Source organism: Salinimicrobium oceani, from assembly GCF_012037645.1.
The window spans coordinates 706,221-719,002 of the sequence record NZ_JAAVJR010000001.1; the positions used below are offsets into that span (position 1 = coordinate 706,221).

The window sequence follows — 12,782 nt, forward strand, 5'->3', positions numbered from 1 at the left end:
GCTAACAGTTGTTCTGCTTCAGGAGTTAGCCTGGGAAATCCAACTACTTCTGATAACTGTGGTGTCAAAAAGGTTGAAAACGATGCTCCTTTATCTTTTCCTTTAGGGACCACTACCGTCACCTGGACCGTAACAGATAATTCTGATAATACTCAGACAGCTACTCAGGTTGTCACCGTCACAGACAACGAAAAACCTGTAATTACTGCAGGCGGCGATATTACAGTCTCTAATATTGCAGGACAATGTTACGCCGGAGTTACCGGAGTACAGGCTTCAGCTACAGACAATTGTACCGTGGGTAATCCCAGCGGAGTGCGAAGTGATGGGGAAGCGCTGAATGCCACCTATCCCGTTGGAACCACTACAGTGACCTGGACTGTTACCGATGCCAATGGAAATGAAGCAGACCCGGTTGTACAAACTATTATAGTTGAAGATAAAGAAGCCCCTCAGGCCCCACAGCTGGAGGATATTTTATGGGGATGTGAATATACTATTGACGTGCCTACCACTGTAGACAATTGTGATAACGTGATCACTGCCACTGCAAACCGATCAACCACATTTACCACTTCCGGAGAAATCACCTGGACCTTTACAGATGCGGCAGGAAATTCCACCACAGCCATACAAAGTGTTATTATTGATCCTGTTCAGCTTCAAACCGAGAATGTTGTCCATGTATTATGTAATGGGAATGCCACGGGAGAAATTACTGTAAAAGCTTCCGGTGGTGTGGCACCGTACACCTATGACTGGGGCAGTATGGGAGCCGGGGATACAAAAACCGATCTCCCGGCAGGGTCTTATTCAGTAAAAGCTTTTGATGCGAACGGATGTGAAACTGAAACGCTCAACATCACTATTACCGAACCTGCCACTTTTGTTGACATCACGAGCATTAGCACCACAACTGGCTGTTATCAGGCAAATAACGGTACAGCTACAGTGGAAGCCACTGGAGGAACAGGAGGATTTACCTATACCTGGAGCAATGGTCAAACCACTAATACTCCTACTACCGGAAATTTAGCACCGGGAACTCATTCTGTGATCGTTACAGATGCCAATGGCTGTTCTAAAGAAAGAAGTTTTACAATTTCCCAGCCACAGAAACTTGAAGTCACAGGTTTCATGACCACGGAAACTACATTGTATGGATCGTCTACGGGGACTGCTACTGCACAGGTTTCTGGTGGCACGCCCAACTATACTTTTACCTGGTCTAATGGACAAACAGGACAAACTGCGAAAGACCTGGCTGCAGGTAATTACACCGTCACTGTTACAGATGCCAATGGATGTTCTGCCCAAAAAACTGTGGAAATTGTTGACTCGTTAACGGCTAATATTCTTCCCATCTCAATTTGTGAAGGAGATGACACTATTCGTACTTCATATTTTGAAGTAGAAAATGGCGGTGCCATTGGAGGAACCCCCGGATATACCTATGAGTGGTCATTTGGACAGGACGCCACCCCAGCAACTGCAACAGGGAAAGGCCGTCATAAAGTTGAATACAGCACGATTGGCGATAAAGTTATTACATTAACTGTAAGAGATTCGAAGGGACGAGAATTTCAGCAAACCCTTATTCAACATGTGGGCGGCTGCTTTTCTGATGATTGTGGATCAAATGATTTAGATATCAACAGTTATTTTATAGGGGATGCTAATGGTAACAGGATCACTTCTGAAAATTGCAGCAGTACAGATGAGAAATATATCTATATCTATATTCCATCAAGCCCTCACAGGTACAGCCTTTATGTGGAACTCATTTATTCCATCCAAAATCTTGAGACCGGTGAGACGAGAACGATTCCAGTTCCAGATGACAATAAGTGTTTTTACAACAAGACTGCGATCCCCGATATTGCGAGAACCTATAAGATAGAATACAATTGTGGAGATATTATAAAGGTTGAAGGGATCTATCTTACCTTTCAGAACAATGTTAATAGGGAATGTGGTACCACACAGGGGAACGGTAATAATCCGAAATGTTATTCAACTAACAACGAAGCTACAGTTGTGTCCCCTCTTTATGCTGTTGCCTTTGCCAATGAACTTCTTTGCTATGGAGCTTCAAATGGTACCGTTACTGCCAGAGCTTCGGGTGGAAAACCTGCCTATCAATACCGCCTTAAAGATGCAGCCGGACAAATTGTAAGAGCCTATCAGGAGCAAAACACCTTCAATAATCTTCCTGCTGGAGTTTACGTTGTAGAAGCGAAAGACACCGAAAATACTGTGTTCCCTTCACGCCAGGTAGAAATAAAACAACCTGCTAATCCACTAACCCTCGAACTGGTATCGAGCACAGATGTAACTTGTTATGGCGGAAATGATGGTGAAGCAACTGTAATAGCATCGGGAGGTACTCCCAACAGCAGTGGCCAGGCCTATTCCTATGTCTGGACCGGAATTGGTCAAACGACTGCCACAGCTACGAACCTTGCCGCAGGAACTTATGAAGTTCGGGTATTAGATGCCAATGGTTGTGAAGTTGCTCTTGAAGTTGTCATTAACGAACCAGCTGAGCTTTTAGCCAACGCAGGACCGGATCAGGTTTTGGAATGCGGAAATCTCTTTACAAATCTTGCTGCTGTCTTTAATCCTGAAGTAGTAGACGGGGAACCAGCACCTGAAGGTTTCTGGACTATTGTGAACGGAACAGGTGGTACTTTGGTAGACGCAAATGATCCTCAATCTGGATTCTCCGGAAAAGTAGGAACCTATACGCTACGCTGGACTGTTCCTTGCGGAACGACAGACGATGTGAAGATCTCCTTTACAAATTGCAGTACGTTAGATTTCGACGGAGTTAATGATCATGTACTTATCGGAAACAAATTTGACCTGCCTTCCGCTTTTACCATTGAGGCATGGGTAAAGCAGGATGCCCAAAAGACGAACGGTAAAAAAACTATCCTGTCAAAAAGGGATAATTCCGCAGTAAATTCAGGAGGCTTTGACCTTATCGTCGAGAATAACATTCCGAAGTTCAGATGGAATGGCAGTATTGTAAGCTCCAGTCATCCAATAGGAACAGATCGCTGGTATCACATCGCTGTCATAACAGGAGGAGAAGATAAAGGCTTATATGTGGATGGGATTAAAGTATCTGCCGGGACACCTGGCGCTCCCACCGCCATTGCACAACCAGTTATTCTGGGAGCATCTTATAATGCCACCACTGGTTTAGCCGAAGACTTTTTTCATGGGTGGATAGAAGAAGTGAGGATCTGGAAAAAATCTCTGACCTTGGAGCAGGTGCGCTTTCTTATGAATCAAAGACTCAAAGTGGGAAGCGATCCTCTTAGGGGAACTGCCTTACCTTTGGATGCCCCGGGCCCTCTTAGCTATAATACCGACCTCCTTGCTTACTACCCACTTATTGTAAGCGAGATTACTGGAGGAACAACTAAAGACAAAGGCCCGAACGCCTATGACGGGAAAATGGTCAATATTAAGACCCTGCAGCAAAATACTGCCCCTCTACCCTACACTTCAGCAAAGAACGGAGCCTGGACAGCAGATGACACCTGGCTTAGACCCACGGTTTGGGATCATCCCAACAGCTTGGGAATAGATGGTACAACTTATATTGATTGGAATATTGTAGTGGCCAGTCACAACATCAGTTCGCAGGCAAAGGATATTACCGTGTTAGGATTAAGATCTGAAGCTGGCAGGTTGACAATTTCTAACCCTTCGGGACAGCAGAATGAAACGAATTCTGGTCAGCGCTTACGCGTAAGCCGGTACCTTCAGCTTAACGGAGTCATAGATCTGGTTGGGGAATCTCAGTTAATTCAGGACCCGGAGAGTATACTCGCTTCCACCAGCTCCGGCTCGCTAGAACGTGACCAGCAGGGAACTGCAAGCAGCTATAATTATAATTACTGGACCTCTCCTGTAAGCCCGGGTATCAATTCGAATTTCAGCATCAAAGGGGTTATGAAGGATGGCACCATAACCACGCCGAGGGATCTTAACTTTGGGAACACCTATCACTATGCCGATGGTCCTCTTACAAATCCGCGGCGAGTGAGCACCTACTGGCTGCACAGCTTTCATGGTACCGCTAACAATTACTACTCATGGAACCATATTGGCAGCACAGGCAGCCTTGCAGTGGGCGAAGGTTACAGCATGAAAGGAACTTCGGGTTATGTAAGCAACACGCAGCTGCAAAACTACACTTTCGTTGGCTTACCCAACAATGGCAAAATCGAACTGCAGATCAATGAAACGCCCGATGGTGAGAATTATCTAATTGGAAATCCTTATCCCTCTTCCATTGATGCAGATCAATTTATTGAAGACAATATTGTACCCAATAACAACGCGGCCAGTGCCTTTAATGGCAGCCTGTACTTCTGGGATCATTTTGCCAAGACAGACCACTATCTGGAACATTATATTGGTGGGTATGCAGTTTATAACCTCGCTGGAGCAGTAGAACCGGCATCTTCTGAAGACAGTCGCATTGACAACAGCGATCCTTCGCGAACTGGGAGCAAAAGGCCTGGAGATTACATCCCCGTAGGGCAGGCTTTCTTTGTGAACACTGTTATAGAGTATAATGGAGACCAGGCGGTGACCACGGGAGGAGACAAAATTGTATTTCAGAATTCACAGAGGATATATAAAAGAGAAGGCATTGACAAAACCACTGGAGGCCGTGATGAGGTAGTATTTTTCTCTGCTAACAGGAAAGAATTGCCCACTTCTACTGCTTCTGAAAATGCGGAGGAAAAGCAAAAGAAGATCTGGATCAAGTTTAAATCTCCTGCAGGTTACCACAGGCAGTTACTGGTCACAGCAGATAAAAGAACAACTTCTGGCTTTGATCTTGGCTTTGATGCACCGCTTATAGATAATAATAAGGAAGATATGTATTGGTTAATGGGAGATGCAGAACTGGTAATTCAGGGAGTGCCCGATTTCGACCAGAGCCGCAGCCTGCCTTTGGGACTTAAAACTGCTGAAGGTGGCCAGTTCAGTATAAGCATAGATGATCTGGAGAATGTCACCAAAGAGTTTGCGATCTATGTCAAGGATAGTATTACAGATACCTATCACAATCTACAGGATTCAGAATTTATGGCAAGTGTTGATAAAGGAAACATTCATGGTCGCTATTCCATAGTCTTTTCTACCAATGAAGACGTGGATTCGGGAGAAGATGTAAATCCTGAAGAAGGGGAGGGTGAGGAAGATGGCGATGGAGACGGTGAGGATAACGGAGACGAAGATGGAGATGGAGATAGTGACGGAGATGGAGATGAGATCATCATTGAAAATCCTGAAAATCCTTTACCTGCACCACCATGGCTGGAGGTTATTTATTCTTCTAAAAACAAAGAGGTGATCATTGAGAATGAAGGATTATTACCTGTCAAAAAAGCGATTTTATTCAACTCTTTAGGGCAGGAGATATTTGTCTACAACAACATTGAACCTACAAGTCACATCGAATTACCGGTTCATGTGCAGACAACTGGAATGTATTTTATACGAGTTTATTCAGAGGATTCGGTGGTAGTGCACAAATTTCTTGTTGAGTAGCCTTAGCAAAAGTCTGTCTGAAAAGTCCATTTTTCGTCAAGCTGAACTTATATCAGCTTCCAGTTATTAAAATTTAAACTGGTTAGGATCCTGAAGTAATTCAGGATGATGAATTACAAGCTTTTCAGGCAGGTTTTTTTATCTTCTGTGGGCAATGCCTATTTTCTAAATTTAACCGGTAAGTAGACTACTTTTTTTGTTTCAAAAAATTCTTCATCGAAGAAGTTTGACAGCTCATATATGTCGGCTTTTGAATAATCTGCAAGCTCTTCTGTCAAGTCGCCTCCTTTAAGATAGAGAATCCCATTTTTAAGTTCGTGCTTACTTTCCTTTGCAATTTTCCCTTTTGTCCAGTGAACAAAAGTGGGCATCGCCGCTACAGCTCTGCTCACTATAAAATCATAATGTCCTGGAACCTCCTCTACTCTTGCATTTGTAGTATGGACATTCTTTAAGCCCAGTCCTTCTGTTACCTCATTCACAACCTTTATTTTCTTCCCAATACTGTCTACCAGGTGAAAACTCGTTTCGGGATGCAGAATAGCCAGGGGAATTCCCGGAAAGCCTCCACCTGTTCCCACATCGAGGATAGATGCGCCCGGTAAAAAGGTCTGCACCTTTGCTATCCCCAGTGAATGTAGTACATGCCGTAGATATAATTCATCAATATCTTTTCGGGACACTACATTGATCTTTAGGTTCCAGTCCTTATAAAGTTCCTGTAGATTTCCGAATTGATTTTTCTGATCCTGAGTAAGATTGGGAAAATATTTCTCGAGAAGTTCCAAATTTTCTTGCTTTTTGTGCAAAAGTAATTAATTTAAAGCAGTTAATTAGCTGTGCTTATAACAGCAGAGAATTTTAATCTTATACCTTTGCAGATCAATTTTTAGCATTTTAATGAACAATTCTACAGTAAGATTTTCCCGGACAGATTCAGCAAAATTTTTCCGAACCCTCAATAGCAGGGTGAACAGCTATTTCAAAGAAAATAATTTATCCAAAACCGGAAACTGGAAACTGCACCTGAAAGCTGTAGTCATGTTTTCACTTTTGCTGTCTCCTTACTTTCTTATTTTGACCCTTGAAATTTCTCAATGGTGGATGCTCCTCCTTACCGTAGTAATGGGAATAGGAATGGCCGGCGTGGGAATGAATATTATGCACGACGGGAACCACGGGTCTTATTCATCCAAAAAGTGGATCAATAAAATTATGGGCAGCACCATCTATATTCTTGCTGGAAATGTTTATAACTGGCAGGTACAACACAATGTGCTTCACCATACCTATACAAATATTCACGGCCACGACGAAGATCTTGACGCCGGTAGAATTATTCGGTTCAGTCAGCATGCAAAATGGCATAAGTTTCACAGATTTCAGCATTACTACTCCATCTTCCTTTATGGTCTGCTCACTTTCAACTGGGCTCTGACAACAGATTTTAAGCAAACCAAAAGATATCTTGCTCAGCAGCTTTCCTACGGAAAAATGCCTAATCCTGTAAAACAGTGGAGTATTCTTGCAGTAACAAAACTCATCTATGTTTCCATCTGGATCGTAATCCCCATGCTCATTCTAAGCATCTCGTGGTGGAAGATCCTGCTTGGCTTCTTTATTATGCACTACACAGCTGGCCTCATTCTGAGTGTTGTGTTTCAGCTGGCGCATGTGGTAGAAAAAACTGAAATGCCTTTACCAGATAATACAGGATCCATGAAAAATACCTGGGCCATACATCAGCTGTTCACCACAGTTAATTTTTCTACCCGCAATAGGCTCATCAACTGGTTTACCGGCGGATTGAATCACCAGGTTGAACACCACATTTTTCCGAATATCAGCCATATTCACTACAGCAAACTTTCAAAGATCGTGAGAGAAACAGCAAAAGAATGCCAGTTACCTTACAACGAATATAAAACCACCCGAGCAGCTGTAATTGCGCACTTCCGACATCTCAAGGAAATGGGCATGAAGCCTGCAGTTTCAGCATAAATAATAACTTTTTCGCATGTATAAACTATCTGACCGTATTAACAACATGTCTACCTCTCAAACTCTGGCAATGGCCGCCAAGACAAGAGAGTTAAAGGCTGAAGGAAAAGACATTATTGGCCTTAGCCTGGGAGAACCAGATTTCAACACTCCCGATTTTATTAAAGAAGCAGCGATCCAGGCCATAAATGATAACTATAACTCCTACACCCCTGTAGATGGATATGTAGAGCTGAAGGATGCCATTATTCAGAAATTCAAAAGAGACAACGGCCTGACTTATGACAGGTCTCAGATCGTGGTGTCGACCGGTGCTAAGCAATCCTTAGCGAATGTAGCTATGGTGATGCTCGATCCTGGAGATGAGGTGATCCTTCCCTGCCCTTACTGGGTGAGTTATGCCGAAATTGTAAAACTTGCCGAGGGTGTTCCTGTTGAAGTACCTACTTCGGTAGCATCAGATTTTAAGATGACACCTCAGCAATTAGAGGCGGCCATTACTCCCAAGACTAAAATGTTGTGGTATAGTTCCCCATCCAATCCCAGCGGAATGGTCTATAGCCGGGAAGAATTGCGTGCCCTGGCAGATGTGCTGGTGAAACACCCAGACATTGTGGTGGTAAGCGATGAGATCTACGAACATATCAATTTTATAGGAGGTCATGCCTCTATGGCCGAATTTGAGGACATGTATGACCGCGTTGTAACTGTGAACGGAGTTTCAAAAGCCTTTGCAATGACTGGCTGGAGAATAGGTTATATTGGTGCCCCAGCCGAAATTGCCCGTGCCTGTAACAAAATGCAGGGCCAAATTACCAGCGGCGCAAATTGTATTGCACAGCGTGCTGTGATCACTGCCCTCGAAGCCCCCGTGAGCAAGATCCAGTACATGATAGACAGGTTTAAAAGCCGCAGGGCCCTAATCATTGATCTCATGTCACAGATTCCCGGTTTTGCGATCACTGAACCCGAAGGAGCCTTCTATGTCTTCCCCGATATTTCTCATTTCTTCGGAAAGACCATCAATGGCTATAAGATCAACGACGCTACCGACTTCTCGATGTTTCTCCTGGAACGCGCCCTGGTAGCCACTGTAACCGGTGATGCCTTTGGAAGTCCTAACTGTATACGTTTTTCTTACGCGGCAAGTGAAACTGAAATAGAAGAAGCAATGAAGCGCATCAAAAATGCCATTTCTGAAGCTTAATATTTTCAAATAATTAATGAAGACCCTTGCTGAAGAAGCAGGGGTTTTTTGTTTTTTCCTAAAACCAATTGAAGCTGAATGACCCTTCAAAAATGACATTTTTGAGAAGTACTATTCGCCGTGCTAAAAACTTCCTCTCGGAAACTTCACCACCGCAGGCAAACTTATTTGCCCGATCCTCACAAATTGCTGATCCCCATTCAGTCCCAATCATACATTCCCCTGAATACTAATCACTGATCCCTGATCCCTAATCCCTGATCACTGATCACTGATCACTAAACTTACCTGTTTCTCCAGAAGAAAGGTGTCAAAAGTATCAAAACGGTGAAGAGTTCGAGCCTGCCTATGAGCATAAGGAAGGCGCACCACCATTTTGCGAGTTCAGGCAGCGCATTAAAATTATTGACGGGTCCAAGAGCACCAAAGGCGGGGCCTATATTACCCAAAGAGGAGGCTGCACCTCCAATTGCAGTCTCGAAGTCGAGACCCATGGAAGCTAAAACCACCGCGCCAATAATAAAGGAAAGCATGTAAAGAATGAAGAACCCAAGAATATTGAAAACGATCTTCTTGTTAATACTTTTCCCATTATAATGTACCGGAAGCACCGCATTGGGATGCAAAGTGCGTTTAAATTCTATCAGCCCGTTTCTTATCATGATCACATGGCGCATTACTTTAACACCACCCGCCGTAGACCCTGCAGATCCTCCAAGAAAGAACATTCCGAAGAAGAATACAGTCAAAAATGGCGTCCAGAGCGTATAATCTGCCGTTACGAACCCAGTGGTAGTAACTATGGCAAGTACCTGGAACAATCCGTGGCGAACCGCGCTTTCAAATTCCCCCCACACCATGGGATGATCAATGGAAGAAAGCTGGGGATCTGCCTTAAAATAAATGATAAGCGCAGCAACTACAGAAAAACTGATGACAAAATAAGAATACCATTTAAACTCCTCATCTCTGGAAACTTTTCGAAATCTCCCTTTAAATCCAAAGTAACTGATCACGAAATTCGTACCCGCGAGAAACATAAAAAGAATGACAATATACTGTACCATGGGGTTGTCATTCCAGTACGCTAAACTCGCGTTCTTGGTAGAAAAACCACCTGTAGAAAGCGTACTCAAAGAATGATTAACAGCATCAAACATTCCCATTCCCGCAACGTAGAGAAGAACAGTTTCAGCAAAAGTCAGGCCTACGTAAATGAACCAAAGTCTTTTCGCCGTATCTGTTATACGCGGTTTCAGCTTATCGGCACTGGGGCCGGGTGCTTCAGCAGCAAATAACTGCATTCCCCCTATGCCAAGAAGTGGTAAAATGGCAATGGCAAGAACGATGATCCCCATCCCTCCTATCCAGTGCGTAAGGCTTCGCCAGAACAAAAGACCTTCTGGAATAGATTCAATATCGTTGAGGATGGAGGCGCCGGTTGTGGTATAACCCGACATGGTTTCGAAGAAGGCGTTGGTAAAAGATGGTATACTTTCACTTATCACGTAAGGCAAAGTACCGCTAAGAGCCATAAAGATCCAGCCAAAGGTAACAATGAGGTATCCGTCACGTTTTTTTACCTCGCGTTTATGTCCGCGGGTAAGCAGCATTCCCAGGCCACCTATGCCCATGGTGATCAAAGCAGCAGCAAGAATATCGAGAGTAACGCCATCATCATAGTAAAAACTGACCCCTGCAGCAGTGAGCATAAAGCCGCCGTTGCAAACCAGGAGCACCCCCATAATATGGCTGATGATGGGTTTGTTAAGTCTCGGCATTACAGAAATAATTTTTCAACCTTCTGGATGGCGTGTGGTAGACAACAAATCACTATTCTGTCGCCAGGAAGGATCTTGAAATTCCCCAGTGCAATCTCCCCTATTCCATTTCTAATCACGCCGCCAATAATAGCAGATCTTGGAAATTCCAGGTCGATGATCTTTTTGTTCGATACTTTTGAAGTGGGCTTCACAATAAATTCGAGCAGTTCGGCATCCATGTTGCTGAGTCGCGTCATGGCAACAACTTCTCCTTTACGAATATACCTGAAAATATTACTTGCGGCCAGGAGTTTCTTATTGATGAGCGTGTCGATACCAATAGAATGACTTAGCTGAAAATAATCCATGTTCTCTACAAGGGCTATGGTCCTTTTTACATTCTTGGACTTGGCTACAAGACAGGTCATGATATTGGTTTCAGAATTTCCGGTCACAGCTATAAAGGCATCCATATCCTGAATGCTCTCTTCTTCGAGCAGTTCAACATTGCGCCCATCACCATGGATGATCAATGTCTTCGGCAGTTCATCGGCAAGATCAAAAGCAGTGTCCTTATCATTTTCGATAAGTTTGACATTCATCTTCTTTTTGCAGAGATCCATAGAGGCTTTTCTTCCAATTTTGCTTCCTCCAAGAATCATCACATTCTTCATTTGCTGACGCTTTTTTCCGGTGAGCTTATAAAGATCGTTCACTCCCCCACGGGTCGTCACAAAATATACCTGATCTCCCTCTCGAAAAGAGGTATTCCCACGAGGAATGATCGTTTCTATGGTGTCCTTTCGCCTCATTGCGATAGGCATGAAATGTATTCCCGGAAATATTTTTGCAGTTTCCTTGACAGATCTGCCTACAAATGCAGCAGATTCCGAAAGCGTTAATCCCACCATGGTAAGGGCGCCATCCTCAAATTCATAGCTGTCATTGAAAGCCGACTGGTTTAGAAGCAATTCAATCTCCCTTGCAGCCAGTGCTTCGGGCGAGATAAGTTCATCGATCCCAAATTGGGTGAAGCCTATTTCCTCCTTGTTTTCAAGAAACTCTGTATTCGCAATACGTGCAATGGTGCGTTTAGCTCCAAGCTGCTTCGCCAGCACACAGACAGTAATATTGGTGGTCTCACTACTGGTGACTCCTATTACAAGATCTACATCCTTTACCTGTGCATCTTTTAGAACCGAAATGGAAGTCGCATCACCTCTAAGGGTTCTAATATCCAGGTGGGCATCGGCATAAATAAGATTTTCTCGATTATTATCGATCAACGTGATGTCCTGCGATTCGTATGACAGCAATTTTGCTAAATGAAATCCTACTTCACCGGCACCGGCAATGATTATTTTCATAAGGGACACGTATGTTCAAGAGGGACAAAGTTAGGATATTTACCTCAACTAAAATAAAATACACTTTGACAATTTGGTTTTCCCCGCTAAGCATTTGGTGGATATTCTTGTATCTTTGGCAAAAATTTTTTCTGAATGTCCAAAAAGATCACTCCCTATAAAGACTCCAGCCTAAATAAGAAGAAACAGGTGGAACAGATGTTTGATACCATCTCAACCAATTATGATGGGCTAAACAGAGTAATTTCTTTTGGCATTGACGTAAAATGGCGGAAGAAGGTCATTAACATGGTTGCTGAAACCAATCCCCAATCGGTTCTTGATATAGCAACAGGAACAGGAGACCTCGCCATAAGCCTGGCAAAAACAGGAGCGAAAGAAATTGTGGGGCTGGATCTTTCTGAAGGCATGCTGGCTGTAGGTCGCAAAAAAATAGCCGAGGAGCAGCTTACAGGAAAAATTGAAATGATTCAGGGAGATTCTGAAGCTCTTCCTTTTGATGACAATAGGTTTGATGCAATCACTGTAGCCTTTGGGGTGCGTAATTTTGAAAATCTCGAAAAAGGTCTTTCAGAGATCTTACGCGTTTTAAAACCTGGCGGAATTTTTGTCATTTTAGAGACCTCAGTACCCACAAAATTCCCGTTCAAACAGGGATATCACTTTTATTCAAAAAATCTGCTTCCACTCATTGGAAAGCTGTTTTCAAAAGATAAGGTCGCCTATAGTTATCTCAGCGAAAGTGCAGCTGCTTTTCCATATGGAGAGGAACTAAACAATATTTTGAGAAAAACCGGGTTTATAGAGGTGAGGCATAAACCACAAACTATGGGAGTGGCAACGATCTATGCTGCATCAAAATAA

At 43.5% G+C, this 12,782-nt stretch carries 7 protein-coding genes; 4 read left to right on the top strand and 3 right to left on the bottom strand.

The window, feature by feature from the left end; translation table 11 throughout:
* Positions 1 to 5,580 (top strand): LamG-like jellyroll fold domain-containing protein (locus HC175_RS03225; protein WP_168137047.1); only part of this gene is annotated, 5,580 nt, incomplete at its 5' end.
* A gap of 158 nt (positions 5,581 to 5,738) precedes the next feature.
* Here the strand turns inward: HC175_RS03225 and rsmG are convergent.
* Complete coding sequence (rsmG, locus tag HC175_RS03230) at positions 5,739 to 6,368, bottom strand: 16S rRNA (guanine(527)-N(7))-methyltransferase RsmG (RefSeq protein WP_168137144.1); 630 nt, start codon at positions 6,366 to 6,368, stop codon at positions 5,739 to 5,741.
* Between the two features lie 112 nt (positions 6,369 to 6,480).
* Here rsmG and HC175_RS03235 point away from each other — a divergent pair, with 112 nt between their 5' ends.
* Both HC175_RS03235 and HC175_RS03240 read left to right on the top strand, forming a co-directional pair.
* A complete protein-coding gene (locus tag HC175_RS03235; RefSeq protein ID WP_168137048.1) occupies positions 6,481 to 7,581 on the top strand; it encodes a fatty acid desaturase family protein in 1,101 nt (366 codons plus the stop codon).
* A 16-nt stretch (positions 7,582 to 7,597) separates the two neighbouring features.
* The gene (locus HC175_RS03240) at positions 7,598 to 8,788 is read left to right on the top strand and encodes a pyridoxal phosphate-dependent aminotransferase (RefSeq protein ID WP_168137049.1); all 1,191 of its coding nucleotides are present in this window, start codon (positions 7,598 to 7,600) and stop codon (positions 8,786 to 8,788) included.
* 284 nt (positions 8,789 to 9,072) lie between these two features.
* Here the strand turns inward: HC175_RS03240 and HC175_RS03245 are convergent, their stop codons facing one another.
* Positions 9,073 to 10,569, bottom strand: coding sequence for a TrkH family potassium uptake protein (locus tag HC175_RS03245; protein WP_168137050.1), 1,497 nt, complete (start codon positions 10,567 to 10,569; stop codon positions 9,073 to 9,075).
* Positions 10,569 to 11,918, bottom strand: coding sequence for a Trk system potassium transporter TrkA (gene trkA / locus HC175_RS03250; RefSeq protein ID WP_168137051.1), 1,350 nt, complete (start codon positions 11,916 to 11,918; stop codon positions 10,569 to 10,571). The genes HC175_RS03245 and trkA overlap by 1 nt, the downstream gene beginning before the upstream one ends.
* A 135-nt stretch (positions 11,919 to 12,053) precedes the next feature.
* Here trkA and ubiE point away from each other — a divergent pair, with 135 nt between their 5' ends.
* A complete protein-coding gene (ubiE, locus tag HC175_RS03255) occupies positions 12,054 to 12,782 on the top strand; it encodes a bifunctional demethylmenaquinone methyltransferase/2-methoxy-6-polyprenyl-1,4-benzoquinol methylase UbiE (protein WP_168137052.1) in 729 nt (242 codons plus the stop codon).

What these genes read in the sequence shown, in the direction of transcription:
- HC175_RS03235 (WP_168137048.1), top strand. Translation starts at nt 6,481, where the DNA reads ATGAACAATTCTACAGTAAGATTTTCCCGGACAGATTCAGCAAAATTT.
- HC175_RS03240 (WP_168137049.1), top strand. Translation starts at nt 7,598, where the DNA reads ATGTATAAACTATCTGACCGTATTAACAACATGTCTACCTCTCAAACT.
- HC175_RS03245 (WP_168137050.1), bottom strand. Translation starts at nt 10,569, where the DNA reads ATGCCGAGACTTAACAAACCCATCATCAGCCATATTATGGGGGTGCTC.
- trkA (WP_168137051.1), bottom strand. Translation starts at nt 11,918, where the DNA reads ATGAAAATAATCATTGCCGGTGCCGGTGAAGTAGGATTTCATTTAGCA.
- ubiE (WP_168137052.1), top strand. Translation starts at nt 12,054, where the DNA reads ATGTCCAAAAAGATCACTCCCTATAAAGACTCCAGCCTAAATAAGAAG.